General features: G+C 71.1%; 24 protein-coding genes. 14 read left to right on the forward strand and 10 right to left on the reverse strand.

Annotation, left to right across the window (positions count from 1 at the left end):
- The first annotated feature begins 71 nt into the window (after positions 1–71).
- From ACERUN_RS16260 to ACERUN_RS16270, 3 genes are all read left to right on the forward strand, one after another.
- Positions 72–482 (forward strand): hypothetical protein, encoded by a 411-nt coding sequence (locus tag ACERUN_RS16260; protein ID WP_370291082.1) that lies wholly within the window; start codon positions 72–74, stop codon positions 480–482.
- A gap of 10 nt (positions 483–492) precedes the next feature.
- Positions 493–987: a DinB family protein gene (locus ACERUN_RS16265; RefSeq protein WP_370291084.1), complete on the forward strand. Its 495-nt coding sequence runs from the start codon at positions 493–495 to the stop codon at positions 985–987.
- Positions 988–1,094: 107 nt separating this feature from the next.
- Positions 1,095–1,847, forward strand: coding sequence for a pirin family protein (locus ACERUN_RS16270; protein WP_370291085.1), 753 nt, complete (start codon positions 1,095–1,097; stop codon positions 1,845–1,847).
- A 138-nt stretch (positions 1,848–1,985) separates the two neighbouring features.
- Here the strand turns inward: ACERUN_RS16270 and ACERUN_RS16275 are convergent, their stop codons facing one another.
- Positions 1,986–2,444 (reverse strand): UPF0158 family protein, encoded by a 459-nt coding sequence (locus ACERUN_RS16275; protein ID WP_370291087.1) that lies wholly within the window; start codon positions 2,442–2,444, stop codon positions 1,986–1,988.
- 136 nt (positions 2,445–2,580) lie between these two features.
- Between ACERUN_RS16275 and ACERUN_RS16280 the strand changes: the two genes are divergently transcribed.
- The 4 genes from ACERUN_RS16280 to ACERUN_RS16295 all read left to right on the forward strand — a co-directional run bounded on the left by ACERUN_RS16280 (position 2,581) and on the right by ACERUN_RS16295 (position 7,217).
- Positions 2,581–3,876: a threonine synthase gene (locus ACERUN_RS16280; RefSeq protein WP_370291088.1), complete on the forward strand. Its 1,296-nt coding sequence runs from the start codon at positions 2,581–2,583 to the stop codon at positions 3,874–3,876.
- Positions 3,873–5,411: an AbgT family transporter gene (locus tag ACERUN_RS16285; RefSeq protein ID WP_370291089.1), complete on the forward strand. Its 1,539-nt coding sequence runs from the start codon at positions 3,873–3,875 to the stop codon at positions 5,409–5,411. Before ACERUN_RS16280 ends, ACERUN_RS16285 begins: the two co-directional genes overlap by 4 nt.
- Positions 5,408–6,679 carry an amidohydrolase gene (locus tag ACERUN_RS16290; protein WP_370291090.1) on the forward strand — a complete coding sequence of 424 codons (1,272 nt, stop codon included), beginning with the start codon at positions 5,408–5,410 and terminating at the stop codon, positions 6,677–6,679. The genes ACERUN_RS16285 and ACERUN_RS16290 overlap by 4 nt, the downstream gene beginning before the upstream one ends.
- Positions 6,680–6,911: 232 nt before the next feature.
- Positions 6,912–7,217 carry a pentapeptide repeat-containing protein gene (locus ACERUN_RS16295; RefSeq protein ID WP_370291091.1) on the forward strand — a complete coding sequence of 102 codons (306 nt, stop codon included), beginning with the start codon at positions 6,912–6,914 and terminating at the stop codon, positions 7,215–7,217.
- Between the two features lie 46 nt (positions 7,218–7,263).
- Here ACERUN_RS16295 and ACERUN_RS16300 read toward each other — a convergent pair whose 3' ends face one another.
- Together ACERUN_RS16300 and ACERUN_RS16305 are read right to left on the reverse strand one after the other, a co-directional pair.
- Positions 7,264–7,944, reverse strand: a complete 681-nt coding sequence (locus ACERUN_RS16300) for a nucleotidyl transferase AbiEii/AbiGii toxin family protein (protein WP_370291092.1) — start codon at positions 7,942–7,944, stop codon at positions 7,264–7,266.
- 37 nt (positions 7,945–7,981) lie between these two features.
- Entirely contained in the window at positions 7,982–8,443 is a 462-nt protein-coding gene (locus ACERUN_RS16305; protein ID WP_370291093.1) for a helix-turn-helix domain-containing protein, read from the reverse strand.
- A 133-nt stretch (positions 8,444–8,576) separates the two neighbouring features.
- Between ACERUN_RS16305 and arr the strand changes: the two genes are divergently transcribed.
- From arr to ACERUN_RS16320, 3 genes are all read left to right on the forward strand, one after another.
- Positions 8,577–9,002, forward strand: coding sequence for an NAD(+)--rifampin ADP-ribosyltransferase (gene arr, locus ACERUN_RS16310; RefSeq protein WP_370291094.1), 426 nt, complete (start codon positions 8,577–8,579; stop codon positions 9,000–9,002).
- Between the two features lie 101 nt (positions 9,003–9,103).
- Positions 9,104–9,775, forward strand: a complete 672-nt coding sequence (locus tag ACERUN_RS16315; protein ID WP_370291095.1) for a hypothetical protein — start codon at positions 9,104–9,106, stop codon at positions 9,773–9,775.
- Between the two features lie 98 nt (positions 9,776–9,873).
- Positions 9,874–11,505, forward strand: a complete 1,632-nt coding sequence (locus ACERUN_RS16320; protein ID WP_370291096.1) for a PepSY-associated TM helix domain-containing protein — start codon at positions 9,874–9,876, stop codon at positions 11,503–11,505.
- 78 nt (positions 11,506–11,583) lie between these two features.
- On the opposite strand, the gene ACERUN_RS16325 is transcribed toward ACERUN_RS16320, so the two are convergent.
- From ACERUN_RS16325 to ACERUN_RS16335, 3 genes are all read right to left on the reverse strand, one after another.
- The gene (locus tag ACERUN_RS16325; RefSeq protein ID WP_370291097.1) at positions 11,584–11,745 is read right to left on the reverse strand and encodes a type II toxin-antitoxin system RelE/ParE family toxin; all 162 of its coding nucleotides are present in this window, start codon (positions 11,743–11,745) and stop codon (positions 11,584–11,586) included.
- A gap of 392 nt (positions 11,746–12,137) precedes the next feature.
- Positions 12,138–13,211 (reverse strand): redox-regulated ATPase YchF, encoded by a 1,074-nt coding sequence (ychF, locus tag ACERUN_RS16330; protein WP_370291098.1) that lies wholly within the window; start codon positions 13,209–13,211, stop codon positions 12,138–12,140.
- A gap of 141 nt (positions 13,212–13,352) precedes the next feature.
- The gene (locus tag ACERUN_RS16335; protein WP_370291099.1) at positions 13,353–14,186 is read right to left on the reverse strand and encodes a M57 family metalloprotease; all 834 of its coding nucleotides are present in this window, start codon (positions 14,184–14,186) and stop codon (positions 13,353–13,355) included.
- Between the two features lie 191 nt (positions 14,187–14,377).
- Between ACERUN_RS16335 and ACERUN_RS16340 the strand changes: the two genes are divergently transcribed.
- The 4 genes from ACERUN_RS16340 (at position 14,378) to ACERUN_RS16355 (ending at position 16,740) form a co-directional block, all read left to right on the forward strand.
- Entirely contained in the window at positions 14,378–15,160 is a 783-nt protein-coding gene (locus ACERUN_RS16340) for an exodeoxyribonuclease III (protein ID WP_370291101.1), read from the forward strand.
- A gap of 7 nt (positions 15,161–15,167) precedes the next feature.
- Positions 15,168–15,743, forward strand: a complete 576-nt coding sequence (locus tag ACERUN_RS16345; RefSeq protein WP_370291102.1) for a hypothetical protein — start codon at positions 15,168–15,170, stop codon at positions 15,741–15,743.
- Positions 15,740–16,237, forward strand: a complete 498-nt coding sequence (locus tag ACERUN_RS16350) for a hypothetical protein (RefSeq protein WP_370291103.1) — start codon at positions 15,740–15,742, stop codon at positions 16,235–16,237. Before ACERUN_RS16345 ends, ACERUN_RS16350 begins: the two co-directional genes overlap by 4 nt.
- Before the next feature lie 95 nt (positions 16,238–16,332).
- Positions 16,333–16,740, forward strand: a complete 408-nt coding sequence (locus ACERUN_RS16355) for a DUF6542 domain-containing protein (protein WP_370291104.1) — start codon at positions 16,333–16,335, stop codon at positions 16,738–16,740.
- A 9-nt stretch (positions 16,741–16,749) separates the two neighbouring features.
- Here ACERUN_RS16355 and ACERUN_RS16360 read toward each other — a convergent pair whose 3' ends face one another.
- From ACERUN_RS16360 to ACERUN_RS16375, 4 genes are all read right to left on the reverse strand, one after another.
- Positions 16,750–17,367, reverse strand: coding sequence for an L-threonylcarbamoyladenylate synthase (locus ACERUN_RS16360; protein WP_370291105.1), 618 nt, complete (start codon positions 17,365–17,367; stop codon positions 16,750–16,752).
- Positions 17,368–17,381: 14 nt separating this feature from the next.
- Positions 17,382–18,377 (reverse strand): 4-hydroxy-3-methylbut-2-enyl diphosphate reductase, encoded by a 996-nt coding sequence (locus ACERUN_RS16365; RefSeq protein ID WP_370291106.1) that lies wholly within the window; start codon positions 18,375–18,377, stop codon positions 17,382–17,384.
- Between the two features lie 124 nt (positions 18,378–18,501).
- Positions 18,502–19,056 carry a 50S ribosomal protein L17 gene (gene rplQ / locus ACERUN_RS16370; protein ID WP_370291107.1) on the reverse strand — a complete coding sequence of 185 codons (555 nt, stop codon included), beginning with the start codon at positions 19,054–19,056 and terminating at the stop codon, positions 18,502–18,504.
- A 221-nt stretch (positions 19,057–19,277) separates the two neighbouring features.
- Positions 19,278–20,300, reverse strand: coding sequence for a DNA-directed RNA polymerase subunit alpha (locus ACERUN_RS16375; RefSeq protein ID WP_370291108.1), 1,023 nt, complete (start codon positions 20,298–20,300; stop codon positions 19,278–19,280).
- Positions 20,301–20,357: the final 57 nt, after the last annotated feature.

The following is a 20,357-nucleotide window of genomic DNA, read 5'->3' on the forward strand; positions in this document are numbered from 1 at the left end:
GCCTCCGGGGCGCGGTGACAACTACCTGACAGGTAGTTGAGACGACGACCTGGCTCTCGCAGGCTGGGGCCATGACCACCGCAGAGTTCACCGAGATCGTCTCCCTCGCCGGCGCCGTCGTGGCCGTCGGCGCCTGCGTCGCGATCCTGCTCGCCCCGGGCGAGCGCGTCGGCGCCTGGTGGCTGCCGGCCCTCCCCCTCGCCGCCTTCACCGCCTGGTCGATCTACGCCGTCGTCGACGGGCCGCTCGACCTCTGGCAGGAGCACGTCGGCACCCCCTGGGAGACCCAGATCTGGCTCGACCTGCTCATCATGGCCACCCTCGTCTGGGCGCTGGCACAGCGGCGGCTGCGCGCCCTCGGCGCCACCCGCTGGCCCTGGCTGGTGCTGCTGCTCGCCACGGGCTCGATCGGCGCGCTGAGCCTCGTGCTGTGGCTCAACCACGCCGAGCGGGCGTCGTCCACGACCGTGCGCAGCGCCTAGCCTCGGGCGGGTGACGCACCCCGAACCAAGCGGCCGCCAAGCCGAACGCCCCGCCGAACGCGCCGCCCTCGAGCGGTGGCTCGACATCCAGCGCGCGGAGATCACCGCCCTCCTCGACGACCTCGGCGAGGCCCAGGCGCGGGCCCGGCTCGTCCCCTCGCTGACCACCCTGCTCGGCCTCGTCGCCCACGCGACCTTCGTCGAGCGGGTGTGGTTCCACCACCGCGTGGCGGGCGTGCGCCGCTCGGCCCTCAGCATCCCGGCGACGGTCGAGGAGTCCTTCACCCTGGACGACGCCGCGACCGTCGACTCCGTGCGCACCGCCCACCTGGCTGCCTGCGAGCGCTCCCGCGCGATCGCGGCCGAGCACCCCGACCTCGACGAGGTCTTCACCTGGAACGGCGCCACCATCACCCTGCGCGAGATCCACGTGCACCTCATCGCGGAGCTGGCGCGTCACGCCGGCCACGGCGACATCCTGCGCGAGCAGCTGCTTGCGGAATAGATGACACGTCAACTACATTGAGGACGACGCCACGCCGACCGGCGCCGCGCCGGGCCCGCCACCGCGAGCACCCGGCACCTCACCAGCAGGGAGTCACGATGAACGCCATGAGCCCGACCATCGACATCCGCCGCAGCGCCGACCGCTTCGCCTCGAACTACGGCTGGCTCGACTCCAAGCACTCCTTCTCCTTCGGCGGCCACCACGACCCCCGCAACACCCACCACGGCCTGCTGCTCGTGAACAACGACGACATCGTCGACGCCGGCACCGGCTTCGACACCCACCCGCACCGCGACATGGAGATCGTCACCTGGGTGCTGCGCGGCTCGCTCGTGCACCAGGACTCCGAGGGCCACAACGGGATCATCTACCCCGGCCTGGCCCAGCGGATGAGCGCCGGCACCGGCATCCTGCACTCGGAGAAGAACGACTCCTGGCGCCTCTCGGGCCAGCCCCACGAGGAGCCCGTGCACTTCGTGCAGATGTGGGTCGTGCCCGACGAGCAGGGCATCACGCCCGGCTACGAGCAGCTCGAGATCGATCACGCGCGCCTCAGCGAGGGCCTGGTGCCGGTCGCCTCCGGCATGGCCGAGCATGCCGACGACACCGCCATCCGCATCAAGAACAAGTACGCCGCTCTGAAGGTCGCCCGCCTCGAGGCCGGCCAGAGCGTCGAGCTGCCCGAGGCGCCGTTCCTGCACCTGTTCGTCCCCGTCGGCTCGGTCACCCTCGAGGGCGCCGGCCCGCTCGCCACCGGCGACGCCGTGCGCTTCACCGCCACCGGTGGCCAGAAGGTCACCGCCACCGAGGCCGCCGAGATCCTCGTCTGGGAGATGCACGCGCGCATCGCCGCCTGACGGCCGCCGGGGGCAGTTTCACCGGCCGGCCGGTGAAACTGGCGCTGGTCGTATGAAGTTTCAGCCGACCAGCGCCAGTTTCGTACGCCCAGTCGGGCACGGCCGGATCAGGAACGGCCGGATCAGGGCGCAGCCGGATCAGGGCACAGCCGGATCAGGGTGCTGGGCGATGTAGGCGCGCGCCGACTCGGCGTCCACGAGCTCCTCATCGATCAGCCACTGCACCGCCCGCCGACGCGAGCGGACGTCGCGCCAGTCATTCCAGGCCGTCTCGTGGGGCGTGCCCCAGAGTGCGTCGCGGAAGCGGCGGAAGGGTCCCGGGCTCTCGAGCGCGGCGGCGAGCAGTCGCCGCATGCCGACGTCGCTCACCCGATCGGCGTAGTCGGCCATGTCGGCGTGCCACTCGCGGGAGGGGATCGGCTCGATCTCGACCAGGTCCGGCCCGGCGATCTCGTCCTCGGTGTCGCCACCGTCGTCGAGCGACCAGTACTCGAGTGCACCGGTGGCCGTGTTGAGCAGCCAGTGGTGGTCGAAGGAGTCCTGCTCGGCGAGCGCGGAGGCCAGCTCGTCCAGGTCGAAGGCGTCGAGGGTCAGCACGGGGGTCCTCCCAGGGTGCGGAGCGCTGACCGCTCAGGCTAGGGCCTCGCCCTCCGAGCGCGCACGCCCCCGGAGTCACCGAACCCGACCGACCCACCGGCCCGCCGACGAACACGACAATGCTAGTAAGGAAAGGATGTCTATCTCGGGAACCTCCTTGCCGCCGACGACCCACTCGCCCTTCTCCCACCTCAGCCACCTCGAGTGCTCGCGCGAGGGCACCCGGCACGACGCGGACGTCGTCCAGGTCACCTCGCCGGTCGGCGCGCCGTTGCTGGCGCGCTACGACCTCGAACGGGTCGCCGAGGCGGTCACGCCGGCCGACATCGCCTCCCGGCCGCCCGACCTGTGGCGCTACCACGAGGTGCTGCCGGTGCGGGACCCCGCGCACGTCGTCACCCTCGGCGAGGGCATGACCCCGCTGCTGCCGATGCCGCGCGCGGGCGCCCGTCTCGGCGTCCCCCGCCTGCTGATGAAGGACGAGGGCCTCGTGCCCACCGGAGCCTTCAAGGCCCGCGGTGCTGCCGTCGGCGTCTCGCGCGCGGCCGAGCTCGGCGTGCGCGGGGTCGCGATGCCCACCAATGGCAACGCCGGTGCCGCGTGGGCCGCCTACGCCGCCCGGGCCGGTCTCGGCGCCCTCGTGGCCATGCCGGTCGATGCGCCGGAGATAACCCGCCGCGAGTGCGTGGTCGCGGGCGCGGAGCTGTTCCTCGTCGACGGTCTCATCGGGGACGCCGGCCGCCTGGTCGCCGCGGCCGTGGCCGACCGGCCCGGCTACCAGGAGACCTCCACCCTCAAGGAGCCCTATCGCATCGAGGGCAAGAAGACGATGGGCTACGAGATCGCCGAGCAGCTCGGCTGGCGCTTCCCCGACGTGCTGCTCTACCCCACCGGCGGCGGCGTCGGGATCATCGCGATCCACAAGGCCATGCGCGAGCTCCAGCAGCTCGGCTGGGTTACCGGCGACCTGCCGCGCCTGGTGGCCGTGCAGTCCTCGGGGTGCGCCCCCATCGTCGACGCCTTCGAGCGGGGCGCTCGCGAGAGCGTGGCGCCCGCCGAACCGCGCACCGTCGCGTTCGGGATCACGGTGCCCAAGGCTCTGGGCGACTTCCTCGTGCTCGACGCCGTCTACGACACCGGCGGCACCGCCGTCGCCGTGGACGACGACGAGCTGCTCGCCGCGGAGCACACGCTGGCCCGCGAGGAGGGCACCTGGATCTGCCCCGAGGGGGCGGCCTGCTTCGCCGCCGTGGGGCGGCTGCGGGAGGCCGGTTGGTTGAGCGGCGAGGAGGAGGTCGTCGTCCTCAACACCGGGAGCGGGTTGATCTACCCCGACACCGTCTCCGTCGACATCCCCGTGCTGGCGAAGGACGGCGCCATCCCGCCGCCGCGCGCGGGGGGCGGCGACCTCGGCGGACCGGGCGCGCGATGACGCACACGCGCCAGACCCGAGCACCCGGCCGGGTCTTCGGCACGATCGAGCGGGTGGGGCGGCTCGTGCCGCACCCCTTCTACCTCTTCTGGTACCTCCTGCTCGCGACGGGCGTGCTGTCGGCCGTGCTCGCGGCCAACGACGTCACCGTGCAGCTGCCGGGCGCCGAGAAACCCACCGTCGTGCGCAACATCCTCTCGATCGAGGGCCTCCAGCACCTGCTCACCACGCTGGTGCCCAACTTCATCGGCTTCCCGCCGCTCGGGGTCGTGCTCACGGTGCTGCTCGGCGTCGGCGTGGCCGAGCGCACCGGCCTGCTCCGCACGGCCGTGGCGGCCTCCCTGTCGCGGGTGCCGGCCCGCTGGATGCCGCTCGCCGTGTGCTTCGTCGCCGGCCAGGGGCACGTGATGGGCGATGCCGGATTCATCGTGCTGCCGCCGCTGGCCGCGCTGGCGTTCCGCGCCGTCGGACGCCACCCGGTGGCGGGCATGCTCGGCGCGTTCGCGGGTCTCTCGGCGGGCTACGGTTCGGGGCTGCTCATCGGCGCGCTCGACGCCAACCTCTCGGCGCTCACGACGGCCGCGGTGCCCGCGGGCACCGACGCAAGCACCTCGGTGCTGATGAACTACTGGTTCCAGGCCGCCGCGGGGCTCGTCCTGCCGGTCGTGGTCGCCGCGGTGCTCGTGCGCTGGGTCGAGCCGGGGCTGGCCCCCTACGACCCCGACGCGCGCCCCGGCGTCGACGACGGCGAGGACACCGAGGACCTCGCCGCCGTCTCCGCGCAGCAGCGCCGGGCCCTCCGCCTCGCGGGCATCGCCCTGCTGGCGTACCTCGCGGTCGTCGTGGCGGCCTGGCTGGTGCCGGGCGGCCCCCTCCAGGGCGAGGGCGGCGCCCTCATCGACTCGCCCTTCTTCGACGGCATCGTGCCGCTGGTGACGATCGCCTTCCTCGTGGCCGGCATCGCCTACGGCCGGGCGGCCGGCACCATCACCACCGCCGACGACGTGCCTCGGCTGATGGCCGAGTCGGTGCTCGACATGCGCTTCTTCATCGTCGTCGCCTTCTCGGCCGGCCAGTTCATCGCGATGTTCGCCTGGAGTGGGGTGGGCGACTGGATCGCCGTCGAGGGCGCGGGCGTGCTCCGCGACGCCGACGTGGGCGGTCTCGGAGCGCTGCTCCTCGCGCTGCTGGTGACCTCGCTGCTCGGGCTGGTCGTGTTCTCCGGATCGTCGCTGTGGGCGGTGCTCTCGCCGGTGTTCGTGCCGATCTTCGTCGGCCTCGGCCTGCACCCGGCCACCATCCAGGCCACGTATCGCATCGGCGACTCCATCGCGAACCCCGTGTCGCCGCTCAACCCTTACCTCTACGTGCTGCAGGACAACGCGCGCCGCTACGACCCCGACTTCGACATCGGCAAGGTCTTCGCCCGCATGTCGCTGTTCGTGCTGCCCGTCGCGGTGTTCTGGGTGATCATCCTGATCGTGTTCTACGCCCTCGGCATCCCGACCGGCCCCGGCGCCCCGGTGCGCCTGTGAGCGCCCCCGAGCAGCGTGTGCCCTCGACGGCCGTCACCTGGCGCCGCGACCTGCATGCCCACCCGGAGGTCGGGTTCACCGAGTTCCGCACGGCCAGTCGCATCGCCGGTCGGCTCACCGACCTCGGCTGGCAGGTGGTCACCGGCCCGGCCGCGATGCCGCCGCAGGCACGTCTCGGCGTGCCCGACGCCGACGAGCTCGAGGCCACCTACGCCCGAGCCGTGGACGACGGAGGCGACCCGCGATTCCTCCCCGCCATGCGGGGCGGGCACACGGCCGTGGTCGCCACGCTCGGGTCGGGCGGACGGCACGTGGCGGTGCGCGCCGACATCGACGCGCTGCCGATCGCCGAGACCGAGGACGCCGCGCATCCTCCCGTCGCCGCCGGGTTCGCCTCACGTCGTCCGGGCGTGATGCACGCCTGCGGTCACGACGGGCACGTGGGCATCGCGATGGAGCTGGCCGAACGCCTCAGCGCCGACCCGCCCGCGGGCCGGGTGTCGCTGGTGTTCCAGCCCGCCGAGGAGGGAGGTCGCGGCGGCGCGGCCGTGGCTGCGTCCGGGCTGTTGGACGACGTCGACCTCCTCGTGGCCCTCCACCTCGGCCTGGACCTGCCCACGGGCGCGGTGCTACCGGCCAACGACGGACTGCTGGCCAACTCCAAGATCCGTGCGGTCTTCCGGGGCCGGGCCGCGCATGCCGCCCTCGACCCGCAGGAGGGGCGCAACGCGCTGCTGGGCGCGGCGTCGGCGACGCTCGCCCTGCAGGGACTGACCAGGGTGGCCGGGCACGCCACCCGGGTGTCGGTGGGGCGCATCAGCGGCGGGACGTCGAGCAACATCGTGCCCGACACGGCTGAGATGCTCCTCGAGGTGCGCGCCGACGACGGTGAGGTGAACGCCGATCTCGAGCAGCGCGCCCGGGCGATGCTCGAGGGGGCGGCGCGGATGCACGGCCTCGAGGTCGACATCGAGCGCATCGGATCGGTCACCACGGCCACGGCGGACCCCGCCGCCGTCGCTGCGGTCGTCGCGGCCGCGGAGGCGAGTGGGCTGACCATCGCCGCCAGCGCCGGCTCCTCGGTCGCGAGCGACGACGCGACCGCGCTCATGCGCCGCGTTCAGGCGCACGGCGGCGTGGCCACCTACGTCGGGCTGGGTTCGACGCTGGCGTCCGGCCACCACACCCGCGCCTTCGACATCGACGAGGCCGCGCTGCCGCTCGGCGTCGACCTGCTCGAGCGGCTGGTGCGCGCCGGGAAGCGCTGACGCACCACGCCAGGATCCGTCGTCCGCATCGCCTGGCGTGTTGAGCAGCCCAGCGTCACCGTCGACGGCGTGAACATCTCCCCGCAGGAGATCGAGAACGCCCTCGCCCCTCCACCCCGCCGTGCTGGACGTCGCGATCATCGCCCCCCCCGATCCCGAGTTGGGCCAGCGGGCGAGAGGTCTGACGCGAAAGCGCCTGCCCCGACGAGGAGGCCGTCGTTAGGCTCCGGCCATGACGAAGCGGCTGGACCTGACGGGCGCCGACTTCCGGCACGGGTCGCTCGACGACCATTCCTTCACGAGGTGCGACCTCGGGGGCGCGAACTTCCAGAGCGCCTCGCTCCGCAACGCCCACTTCGCCGGGTGCGACCTCCGAGGCGCCGACTTCCGCTGGGCCGATCTGCGAGGGGCGAGGTTCACCCGCGTCCTCACCCACCGGGCCGACGTCGGCAGGACCGATCTCACCGGCGCGAGGTGGGAAGGCGCGAGACTCGGCGGCGTCACCTTCGAGGACGTCATCGACGAGCCGCGAGCCTGACGGGCAGGCATGTCGATCGTCGCGCGCGGACAGCTGAACGATGAGGCTAGGGCGAGCGCTGCCGACCCAGATCCTCGACCTTGGCGCAGCGAGCGGAGAGATCACGGATGCGCTGCCACACGACGGCGCGGGGCTCCTCGATCTTGAGCGCTCGCAGGCACTCGTCGAGGCGCTGCGGACGGCCTCGGAGAAGGTCCGTCGCTTTCTCAAGGCTCTCGCCGACCGTCGTCCCGTAGGCGTCGACCGCCTTGCGCGCGCCGACGCGCAGGGTGGTCGGGTCGGGCCTCATCATCGCCAGGTCGATCAGGTCACGGCTGAAGGTCGAGGTGTCCGCCCAGCGGTCGTCGTTGGCCAGCAGCTTCGTGGCGACCTGGTCGGCTTGCGTCAGCGTGCGCAGACCACAGATTGCATCGCCGGGCGAAGGTACGTCGAGATCGATCCGCCCCTCGTGGATGATCTCGAACTTGATGGCGACCCCTGCGACGAGCAATGCCGCCCTGATGCCGTACCCGTCGATCGACGGCTCCCGGCCCACCGTCAAGGTACGGGTGGCCAGGGCGTCGAGCCCCCGATCCCTGACGATCTCGCGCAACCTCCGATAGGACTGCCGATCGGAGACCAGGAAGTCGATGTCGACCGACTCCCTGTACTCGCCGTTCGCCAGGACGATCGCGGTGCCGCCTCCGAACCAGCAGTCGTGCTCCGCGAGCTGCGCCGCATCGAGCATCGACAACACCTCAGCGACCCGCTGGTGATGGGCTCGCCTAAACAAGCAGTCGCCCGTTGCTGTAGGCGTCGGCCAGGTGCTGGATGAACGCCTTCTCGTGATCGGTCAACGTCTCGTGGTCGAGGTGTCGCCAGCCGCGTTCGTAGAGGTTCAGGGCCTCGGTCTCGGTGATCGTGGTGCCCGCGTCGGTCTGCCACGCCAGTGAGCGCAGACCGGGGTAGTCGCCGACAGCGATGGTCACGGGCTCCGCCGCCGGCAGATCGAGGACCGGAACGACCAGGTGGAGCCCGAGTGCGGCAGCCACATTGACGTAGGCGCCGATCGTGACCGAGGGGTTGCCCATCTCGATCCGGTGCAGGGTGACGCGGGAGACCCCGGCGGCCTCGGCACAGGCGACCGCCGTGACACCGAGGGCCTTCCGGCGGTCCCGCAATCGCGCACCGAGCTGCTGGAGATCTGCCTGCTGCTCGGATGCTGTAGCGGGACTGGCGGCTGGCATGTTTCTCATTATAGACATGCGTGGTCATGTGTATGGAATGAGAAGCAATTTTGCTCTTGGTGGCGAGGTCGTGCATCTGGCCGACAGCCCGCGCCGACCCGGTCGACTCCGCACCGCATGAGACGATCCGCTGATGACGCAGTCGCCACCGGCTGACCGGGGCCCGTTCTTCCACGGCACGAAAGCGGCCCTGGCGGCGGGAGACGAGATCACCGCAGGGAGGCCGTCGAACTACCAGCCCGAGGTGCTCATGAACCACGTCTACTTCACCTCGCGGAAGGACGGGGCCGGGCTGGCGGCCGAGCTCGCCGTCCTGCTCGCGGGGGGCGGATGGCACCCACACGTCTATCGGGTGGCCCCGACAGGCCCCTTCGAGGACGACCCGAACGTGACCGACAAGAAGTTCCCGGGCAATCCGACGCGGTCGTACCGCACGAGGGATCCCCTCGTCGTGCTCGAGGAGATCGATGAGTGGACCAGGCTGACCCCGGAGGAGCTGGACGCGTGGCGCGCCCGACTCGACGCGCTCAGCGCGAGCAACGCGGAGATCATCAACTGACCCCGGCCGGACGCTCGGAGCGGACCCCACGTGACGCGATCGACGTCCCGAAGCCACCGGTCATGTGCACGGCGGGAGTCGGGATCCGCGACAATTCTCCCGTGCGAGGACGACGAGCCACCGGAGCGCTGCGCTGGTCGCGCGCCCTCGTGCTCGCCGGCGTCGTCCTGACCGCCGGAGCCCTCGCCCACCGCACTGCCGGAGGCGCCCTGCCCGGAGCCTTCGAGATCGCCAGCGTCGGCCTGGTCTGCGTGGTGGCCTGCGCCGCCCTGCTCGGGGTCCAGCGAACGGGCGGCGGCGTGGTCGCGCTCACCGTCGGCGGGCAGCTGGCTGTGCACACGGCGATGGGCACGTTGGCCGGTCACGGCCCCGCGGGTCATGCGGGTCACGCGTTGTCCGCCTCCGTCCCACCGATGTCGTCGTCGATGCCCGCCATGCCCTCGGGCGCCGCCCCGGCCTGGTGGACCCACGGCCCTGGGGAGTTCCTCGAGCGCCCAGGCATGGCCGTGGCCCACCTCGTGGCCGCGGTGGCCGTCGGCTGCTGGCTGGCCGTGGGCGAGCAGGCGCTGTGGAGCCTGCTCTCCATCGCCGGCAGCCAGGTGCAGCGCCTGACGGCCGCAGCCCTTCTCGGCCTCGGCGCCGCGGGGGCGATCGCGGTGCCAGTGCGTCGTCCACGCCCGGCGGACACTGCTCTCCGGCCGCTGCCCCAGCGGCCGATCTGGTCCCGCGGCCCGGTCCGTCGCGGACCACCCGTCGTCCTCCTGACTCGCTGACCCCGTCGCGGCCGATGGCCGCGACGGCCCTCGGCGAGCGCCTCTCACCGCGTCGCCGACCGGCGGCGCGTGACTCGCCTGTCAGGAGAAGACCACCCATGAGCACGTCCACCGTGCCCGAGGACAACCTCGACGCACCCATCGATGCACCCGACGCCGCACCCGACGGCGCCACCACCACCGAGAAGTCGGATCGGGCCCGCTCGGCCCGCGTGCTGCGCACCGTGTGGCGCATCCACTTCTACGCGGCCTTCATCGCCGTGCCGTTCCTGCTGCTGCAGATCCTCACCGGCCTGGTCATCATGTACGGCCACCCCATCCAGAGCGTGATGCATGGCGACGTGATGCGCGTCGACGCGCAGGGGGCGACCGTGTCGCTGCAGGCTCAGCGCGAGGCGGCCGATGCAGCCGCACCCGAGGGCAGCACGCTGGCCTCCGTCGTCACCCCGCTCGAGCGCGGCGACGCCACGGCATTCCAGTACCCCCGGGCCGACGGGAAGACGCTCGACGTCTTCGTGAATCCCTACACCGGCGAGGTCACCGGCACGCACGTCAACGGTCAGGACCTCGTCGGCCTGGCCAACCGTCTGCACGGCTACCTCAACGCCGAGAACGTCACCATCAAGCTCCCGTCGCTGGCGCACCTGATCGATCCCGACTCGGGTGAGTTCATCCAGGACTACGTGGTGGGCGACCTCGTGCTCGAGATCGCCGCCGGTTGGACGCTCGCGCTGACCATCGCCGGCCTGTTCCTGTGGTGGCCGCGCAAGACCCAGAAGGGCAAGGCGCTGCTGGTGCCCCGCAAGGGCAAGAAGGGGCTGCTTCGCTGGCGCGACCTGCACGCTGCGAGCGGCATCCTCGCCGTCGGTGCACTCCTGCTGTTCCTCGTGACCGGCCTGCCCTGGTCGGGCTACTGGGGTCCCACGTGGAGCGCTGCGGCCGGCAAGATCACCGAGGGCGCCGGCCCGTTCGCCGCCGGCGCGTCGTCCACGCCCGCCACCGTGGGTGAGCTCGACCGCTACGGCACCCTCATCCCGTGGGCGATGCAGGAGGCCCCCGTGCCTTCCAGCGGCAGCGGCCACGAGGGCCACAGCGAGGGCGACTCCTCGATGGAGGGCATGGACGGCATGGCGCCGGGCGCGATGGACGCCGACGGCCGCATGGCGGCCCCGGCCGGGCTCGACGTCGTCGAGAAGGCGGCGAGGGAGGAGGGGATGGACGCCGGCTACACCGTCTACCTGCCCAGCAACGAGACCGCCGAGGACGGCACGACCACCTACGGCAGCTACACGCTGATGAACTACTGGCCCTCGACGCTCTCGAACGAGCGCACCCTGGTGCTCGACCAGTTCAGCGCGAAGACCCTCGTGGTGAGCACGTCGGACGACTACGGCGCGCTGCAGGGCGCCACCGAGGCGGGCATCGTCACCCACATGGGCACCCAGTTCGGCCTGATCAACAAGATCTGGATCACCGCCAGCTGCGTGCTGCTGCTGTTCGCGATCTACTCGTCGTTCGTCATGTGGTGGAAGCGCCGGCCGAGCGGGGGCCTCGGCCTGCCGAAGCGACCCGCCACGCCAGCCTTCACGGCGTCGATCATCGGTGTCTCCGTGGCGCTCATGGTGATCTACCCGCTGTGGGGCGTCACCGCGCTGATCGTGCTCGGCGTCGACAAGTTCGTGATCCGCAGGACGCCGCGACTGCGGCGCTTCTTCGGCGCGCCCGCCTGATCGCAACCGGGGCTGGCGTCGCAGGACGCCGGCCCCGGCTGCTCAGACCTTGAACCCCTGAGCTCCCACCGCGTCGCGTCACGCGTAGGCGTCTCGCCGGTGACGGATGCTGATGACCCGGACGGCGATCCGGTCCTCGTGGATCGTGTAGATCACGCGGAACTCCCCGCGCCGCGCGGCATAGGAGCCTGGCACTGTTCTGCCGTCTTGAACTCGTCCACTTCGATGGAGGTTGCGCACCCGCCATCCGAGAGAAGCCAGGTCGTGAGGGTTCTCAGGTCACGCTGGCGCCAGTCCTCGAAGCTCCCTGAGATCGCGATCTCGATCCCCCAGCCTGGACGGAAGCCCGCAACGCGCTCTATCTCGACGATGTCTTTCGGGGGTGAAGTCGGACGCTTGAAGATCCTCGACGACCTCGGCCCAGATGATGATGTGCTGGTCGGGCTCGCTGACTCCGACGGGATGTTTCGTTCTCACGTTGGCGACTGCCAACCTCCGTAGTGCCTCGCGACGTTCCAGAGCGGGAAGGACGAAGAGTGAGCGCACGCCGCCATCACATCAGAGCGGCTCATCAGGACTGGCCAGATCGAGGCCGAGTCGCGTGGCGACCGGCCTCATATGTTGGACCGGAGTCAGACGTTGAAGCGGAACTCCACCACGTCGCCGTCGGCCATCACGTAGTCCTTGCCCTCCATGCGCACCTTGCCGGCCTCCTTGGCCTTGGCCATGGAGCCCGCGGCGACGAGGTCGTCGAAGCCGACGATCTCGGCCTTGATGAACCCCTTCTGGAAGTCGGTGTGGATCACGCCGGCGGCCTCGGGGGCGGTCGCGCCCTGCGGGATCGTCCAGGCGCGGGTCTCCTTGGGGCCGGCGGTGAGGTAGGTCTGCAGGCCGAGGGTCGCGAAGCCGACCCGGGCGAGCACCTCGAGGCCGGGCTCGGTCACGCCGGCCTCGGCGAGGAACTCCACCGCCTCCTCCTCGTCGAGCTCGATCAGCTCGGACTCGAACTTGGCGTCGAGGAAGATCGCCTCGGCGGGCGCGACGATCTCGCGCATCTTCGCCTTGAGCTCCTCGTCGGCGAGCTCGTCGGCGTCGCAGTTGAAGACGTAGATGAAGGGCTTGGCGGTGAGCAGCGAGAGCTCGCGCAGCAGCGAGCGGTCGATCGAGGTGGCGATGATCGGCGTACCGGCCTCGAGCGCCTCCTTGGCGGCCTTCGCGGCCTCCAGGTTGGCAGTGAGCTCCTTGACCTTGCGCGACTCCTTCTCGAGCCGGACGACGGCCCGCTCGACCGTCTCGAGGTCGGCGAGGATCAGCTCGGTCTGGATGGTGGAGATGTCGTTGGCGGGGTTGACCTCGCCGTCCACGTGGGTGACGTCGTCGTCGCGGAAGACGCGGGTGACCTGGCAGATCGCAGCCGACTCGCGGATGTGGGCGAGGAACTTGTTGCCCAGACCCTCACCCTGCGAGGCGCCGCGCACGATGCCAGCGATGTCGACGAACTCCACGGTGGCGGGCAGCACGCGCTCGGAGCCGAAGATCTCGGCGAGCACCGGCAGTCGCGAGTCGGGCACGCCCACCACGCCGACGTTCGGCTCGATGGTGGCGAACGGGTAGTTCGCCGCGAGGACGTCGTTCTTGGTCAGTGCGTTGAAGAGCGTCGACTTGCCCGCGTTGGGGAGACCGACGATGCCGATGGTGAGTGCCACGGGGGGCGAGTCTAGGCCCGGCGGCGCGGCGTCTCCGCATCACCGCCGGGCCCGCCCCGCCCACGCCCCACACAGCACGTGGACGACGAACGAGCGCCGCCCGGCAGGGAGCCGGACGGCGCTCGTGGTTGGTGCGGTGGATCAGCTGCCGTAGAGGGCGCGCACACCGGTGGCGTCGGAGGCCTGGAAGCTCAGGTTGCTCGACGTGCCGTTGCACTGGGGGTAGTGCATGATCGAGGCGCTGTCGTAGGCGGTGAGCGGACGCCAGTTGTTGTCCTCGAAGCAGGTGCCGGACTCGGGACGGGTGTGCTCGTGGCGGAAGCCGAGCACGTGGCCCAGCTCGTGGCCCAGCACGTTGCCCGGGGTCCAGCTGCCCGAGGTCCAGATCGAGTCGTCGACCAGCACGTTGCGCTGGCTCTTCGGCGAGCTCGGGAAGAAGGCGCGGGCGATGTACTGGGTGGTCTGCACCGGCTCGACGGAGAAGACCACGTTGCTGTTCGACACGGTGCAGTTGGAGTTCTGCGACGACACGTAGACGAAGTTCACCGCCGAGGAGGCCGACTCCCACAGGGCAGCGCCCTGCGCCATGGCGTTGACGATGTCGGCCTGGCGGGTGCCGAACTTGGTGCTGACGCAGTAGGTCAGGTTGCGCACCTGGGTGGAGGACCACTTGTCGTCCACGCCGTTCACGCGGTTGACGATGAGGTCGGTGGTGCCCGACTTCTGCTTCGTGGTGCCGAGCATCGACTGGTAGTAGAGCTTCAGCTTGGTCTTGTTGGCGATCGCCTCGTCGCCGTTGACCACGTAGGCACCGTCGACGTCGCGGTAGGTGGAGGCCTCGAACTGGCTGTAGCTGGGCACGGACGACGTCGTGCTGGGCGCCGTCTCCGCCGACGCGCTGACGGCGGCGGCGGTGAAGGCGGCCGACAGGCAGGCAGCGCCGAGCGAGAACCTCTTGAACCGGGAAGTCGACATGGGGTGAGACCTTTCCTCCGAGTAGGTGTGCTCATGCAAGTCGCTCGACCCCCGTGCCGACAAGAGATCGCGCGCCTCAGAAAGGCGCAGACTCTGCTCGCTGCAGGAATGTGAGCCCGCGTGCTCATGCGCCGTCGTCCACCTCCCCGCCCCCGCCGAGGGGCGTCGGCCTCATGGCCTAGCCTCGCTGCGTGCGGATCGCGACCTGGAACGTCAACTCACTGCGCACGCGCATCGACCGCGTGGAGGCCTTCCTCGAGCGCCACGACGTCGACGTCCTCGCCCTCCAGGAGACGAAGGCGCGCGAGGAGCAGCTGCCGCTGATGGGCCTGCAGGCCCGCGGCTACGACGTCGTCGCCCACGGCCTCGACCAGTGGAACGGCGTCGCCCTCATCAGCCGCGTCGGCATCGAGGACGTCGAGGTCGGCTTCCCCGGCCAGCCCGGCTGGGGCGAGAACGAGGTGGTCGAGGCCCGAGCCCTGGGAGCCACCTGCGGCGGCGTGCGGGTGTGGAGCCTCTACATCCCCAACGGCCGCAAGCCCGACGACCCGCACTACGCCTACAAGCTGCGCTGGCTCGAGGCGCTGCGTCAGGCCGCCGGCTCCTGGCTCGACACCCCCACGGCCCTCGTCGGCGACTGGAACATCTGCCCCACCGACGACGACGTCTTCGACCCGGCGCAGTTCAAGAACTCCACCCACGTCACCCCGGCCGAGCGCGCGGCGTTCGCCGCCTTCGCGGACGACGGCTGGCAGGAGGTCACCCGCGCCCACGCGCCGGGCTACACCTACTGGGACTACTACCGCCAGCGTTTCGAGCGCGACCGCGGCCTGAAGATCGACTTCGTCGTCTCCTCCCCCAGCCTCGCTGCCCGCGTCACCGGCGCGTTCGTCGACCGCGAGGAGCGCGACCCCTCGGTCTTCGCCGGCGCCCCCTCGGACCACGCGCCCGTGGTCGTCGACCTCGCCGACTGAGCACGCGGTGGCGGAGCGCCCGAGGTCAGCGCGGGCCAAGATCGCGCTCTGGGCGATCGGTGGCGGAACGATCTTCGCGATGGGCTTCGCCGCGACGTCGGCGCTGGACGAGATCGACGCCGAGGGCTTGCCGCGCGAGCGCGCCCGCGTCGTCGCGGTGGAGGATCTCGGCTACGGCTGCGGGAGGTTCTCCGACGCCGAACGCGTCGACTACGTCTCGCAAGACCCGCCGAGCGGCCTACCCTCCGACTTCACCGACCCCGAGACGTGCGACAACGGCGCATCGGTCGGCGATGTGGTCGAGGTCGCCCGCGCAGTCGAGGACGACGGCAGCGTCACCGTCTACCAGGACCCACCGTCCGGCGCGCTGGACGTGGCCGGAGAGGCGCTCGCGGGCGCCGTGATCGGCTCCGTTCTCGGGGGCGCGGCCGGGCTGGCCGAGCACCGTGACCTCCTGAAGGCCGAGCGGCTCGGCCTGCGCCGACGCACGGCCCGCGCGCCGCGCGAGCGCCGCGAGCTCAGGCGCTCGACACGACGCCAGAGTCAGCGGCGCGCGCGCCGGGCGCACCGGCGACGGCGATGACGCCCGCCACCCGCTACGCATTGCGCTGCCTGGCCTGGGCGGTGGCCATGGCGGTTGTCGGCGGTATGAGCGTCGGCTTCTTCTTCGAACGCGACCGGCGCGCCGCGCAGGACCTCCCTCGCGAGGAGGTGGAGGTGATCGCGGTCGAGGTGGTGCCCGGATTCGCATGCAAGGGGTACAGCGATCGTCTGGCCGTCACCTACCGCTCGACGAACGCCCCTGCGGGGATGCCGACGACCTTCACTGATCGGAGCAGGTGCGACGCTCTGGCCACCGAGGTGGGTGACCGCCTCACCGTGGTGCGCGTACCCGTGGACGACGGCGAGCGCGGCGCCGGTATCCGCGTCGTCCAGGAGCCTGCCCGCAGCACCGCCGACGTCGCTGCCGCGGCTGGCCTGGCAGCAGGGCTCCTCGCCCTTCTCGGCTTGTTCGTCGTCCCGCTCCAATCGCTCGGAGCCGTGGCGCGCCGACGCATCGAGCGGCGCGCACGCTGAGCCCCTGAGTCCCGCACGGCAGCCTGGCACCGCACACTCGCATCGCGTCCGCGCGCCGACGCGGAAGTGTCGGACCCCCGTTCTACCGTGCTGCCATGACCTCGCCGACAGCTCCGCGCCCCGCGATGGGCGACGGGCTGCCGCAACGCTCGGCGCGGGAGGTCACCCGGCTCACGGTGGCGCTGCTGCTCACGGCCGCGGTGCTCGACCTGCTGCTCACCGAGCGGCTGAGCCTGCTGTTCGACCTCGTCTTCGTGAGCCTGTGCGTCGGTGGGGCGCTCGTCGTCCGCTACAGCGAACGGCTCGGCATCGCGCTGCTCCCGCCGCTGTCGATGGCCGGCGTCGTGCTGCTGCTCGCGATCAGCCGCCCCGACGCGATCGCCGACGCCGGCGACGGCGTCGTCCAGGCGACGGCCACCGGACTCTCGGGGCATGGCGCGGTGCTGGCGCTGGGCTACGGCGCGTGTGCCGCGCTCATGGTGCTGCGTCGTCCGCAGGAGTGACGGGCCGCCTCAGAAGCGGTCGGGATCGCCCGCACCGCGACGCGTCACCTGGGGCTCGCCCTCGGACCAGTCCACCACCGTGGTGGGTTGCGCCGGGGTCTCGCCCGCCTCGATGACGATGTCGACCTCGTGGTCGAGGTCCTCCTTGATGTCCCAGCCCATCGTCCGGGGCTCCTCCTCACCGGGCAGGATCAGCGAGCTCGATAGCAGCGGCTCGCCGAGGGCATCGAGCAGCTCGCGCACGAAGACGTGATCGGGGATGCGCACGCCCACGGTCTTCTTCTTCGGGTGCATGAGGCGACGCGGCACCTCCGGCATCGCCGGGAGGATGAAGGTGTAGGGCCCGGGCGTGGCCGCGCGGATGGCACGGAACGCGGCGTTGTCGACGTGCACCAGCTGGCCGAGCTGGCTGAAGTCGCGGCACACGAGCGTGAAGTGGTGGCGCTCGTCGAGGCCGCGGATCTTGAGGATCCGGTCGCGACCCTCGCGGTTGCCCACCCGGCACCCCAGTGCGTAGCCGGAGTCGGTGGGGTAGGCGATGAGGGCGTCATCGTTGAGGGCGTCGACGACCTGCTGCACCAGCCGCGGCTGCGGGTTGTCGGGGTGGACGTCGAGGTAGCGCGCCATGGGAGTCCGACCGCTCAGACGCGGCCGGCCGCCTTGAGGTCGCGGTGCAGCTCCTTGGGCAGCGAGAACGCGAGCGTCTCCTCGGCGGTCTGCACCGGACGAGCGTCGGGGTAGCCGCGCTCGGCCAGGTGGGCCAGCACCTCCTGGACGAGGTGGTCGGGCACGGAGGCACCGGAGGTGACGCTGACGGTGGCCACCCCGTCGAGCCAGGCCTCGTCGAGCTCGGTGACGTCGTCGATGCGGTACGACGCCTTGGCACCGGCCTCGAGGGCGACCTCGACCAGGCGCACCGAGTTGGAGGAGTTCGCCGAGCCCACCACGATCACGAGGTCGGCGCTGGCGCCGATCGCCTTCACCGCGACCTGGCGGTTCTGAGTGGCGTAGCAGATGTCGTCGCTGGGCGGGTCCTCCAGCTGGGGGAAGCGAGCCCGCAGACGACGCACCGTCTCCATCGTCTCGTCGACGCTCAGCGTGGTCTGCGAGAGCCAGACGAGCTTGGCGTCGGCGGGCAGCTCGAGGCGGTCGGCGTCCTCAGGGGTCTCGACGAGGATGGTGACCTCGGGGGCCTCCCCCGCCGTGCCCTCGACCTCCTCGTGGCCGGCGTGGCCGATGAGCAGGATCGTGTAGCCCTCGCGTGCGAAGCGCACGGCCTCGCGGTGCACCTTGGTGACGAGCGGGCAGGTGGCGTCGATCGTCTTGAGCTGGCGCTCCGCGGCCTCACGGTGCACCATCGGCGAGACGCCGTGGGCCGAGAACACGACCGTCGCGCCCATCGGCACCTCGTCGAGCTCCTCGACGAAGATCGCCCCCCGCGCCTCGAGGTCCTGGACGACGTGCTTGTTGTGCACGATCTGCTTGCGCACGTACACCGGCGCGCCGTAGAGGTCGAGCGCCTGCTCCACGGTGATCACCGCGCGGTCGACGCCGGCGCAGTAGCCACGCGGGTCGGCCAACAGCACCTGGCGCTCGGCGTCGTCGAGCAGGCGCGGCGTCCCCAGATCGATGCTCATGCCTCCATCCTACGAGCCGCCGTGGGACCACCCCGAATCCCTCTGCCCAGGGAGGGACGACGACGACCCGCCGCCTGCGGGTGCAGGCGACGGGTCGTCGGGTGGAGCAGGTGGAGCCGGAGGCTCAGGCCTTGTCGGCGTCCTTCTCGGCGTCCTCGGCGGGCGCCTCGTCGGTGCTCTCGGCGGCCTCGGGAGCCTCAGCGGTCTCCTCGGCCGGGGTCTCCTCGGCGGCGGGCTCGTCCTTGACGGGCTCCTCCTCGACCGGGGCGGCCTTGGCGGGGGCGGCCTTGGCCGGGGCCGGGGTGAAGGCCTCGGTCACGAGCTCGATGACGGCCATGGGGGCGTTGTCACCGGCGCGGTTGCCGATCTTGGTGATGCGGGTGTAGCCGCCGGGACGCTCGGCCACGGTCGGGGCGATCTCGGTGAAGAGCGTGTGGACGACGCCCTTGTCGCGGATGACCTTGAGGACCTCGCGGCGCTGGTGCAGCGGGTTTTCGCCGAGGTGGGCCTTCTTGGCCTTGGTGACGAGCTTCTCGGCGTAGGGGCGCAGCTGGCGCGCCTTGGCCTCGGTGGTCGTGATGCGACCGTGCTCGAACAGGGCGGTGGCCAGGTTCGACAGGATCAGGCGCTGGTGGGCGGCCGACCCGCCGAGGCGGGGGCCCTTCTTGGGCTTGGGCATTGCTCTCTCTTCTCTTCCCGGCCGTGCGAGGTACCGGGCATCAGGCCCCGGCCGTGTCAGGTACCGGGGGTGGGATCCGTCCCGCCGATCGGCGGGCAGGGGTGGAGCCGTGGATCTTCGTCTGGTCGCCAGCGGCGAGGGACCGGAGGCGACGTCGACCCCGGGCGTGGCAGCGTGTCGTCCGCGGCGAAGCCGCCGACGACACGCTCACGCCAGATGAATCAGAACTGCTCGTCCTCGACGAACGACGCGTCGTCCTCGTCGTCGTCGGAGTAGTTCGCCAGGGCGGCGGACGGGTCGAAGCCCGGCGCGCTGTCCTTGAGCGAGAGACCCATCTCGTGCAGCTTGGCCTTGACCTCGTCGATCGACTTCGCACCGAAGTTGCGGATGTCGAGGAGGTCCTGCTCCGAGCGGCTGATGAGCTCACCCACGGTGTGGATGCCCTCGCGCTTGAGGCAGTTGTAGGAGCGGACGGTGAGCTGGAGGTCCTCGACCGGAAGGGCGAGGTCCGCGGCCAGCTGCTCGTCGACCGGCGAGGGGCCGATGTCGATGCCCTCGGCCTCGACGTTGAGCTCGCGGGCGAGGCCGAACAGCTCGACGAGGGTCTTGCCGGCCGAGGCGATGGCGTCGCGGGGCAGGATCGAGGGCTTGGTCTCGACGTCGATGACGAGCTTGTCGAAGTCGGTGCGCTGCTCGACTCGGGTGGCCTCGACCTTGTAGGTCACCTTCAGCACGGGGCTGTAGATGGAGTCGACCGGGATGCGGCCGATCTCGTTGTCGGCGCCCTTGTTCTGCACGGCCGAGACGTAGCCGCGGCCACGCTCGACGACGAGCTCGAGCTCGAGCTTGCCGGTGTCGGACAGGGTGGCGATCTTCAGGTCGGGGTTGTGCACCTCGACGCCGGCCGGCGGCGCGATGTCGGCGCCGGTGACGTCGCCGGCACCCGACTTGCGCAGGTACATCGTCACGGGCTCGTCGTGCTCGGAGGAGACGACCAGGCCCTTGAGGTTGAGGATGATCTCGGTGACGTCCTCCTTGACACCGTCGATCGTGGAGAACTCGTGGAGGACTCCGTCGACCTTGATGCTCGTGACCGAGGCACCGGGGATCGAGGAGAGGAGGGTGCGACGCAGCGAGTTGCCGAGCGTGTAGCCGAAGCCGGGCTCGAGCGGCTCGATGACGAAGCGCGACCGGAACTGGTCGACGACCTCCTCCGACAGGGTGGGGCGCTGTGCGATGAGCACTTGTTTCGTTCCTTTCCGGGCCGACCGCTATATGAGGACCCAGACGTGGTGCGGAAG

Source organism: Nocardioides sp. (genome assembly GCF_964229035.1).
Classification (GTDB): domain Bacteria; phylum Actinomycetota; class Actinomycetes; order Propionibacteriales; family Nocardioidaceae; genus Nocardioides.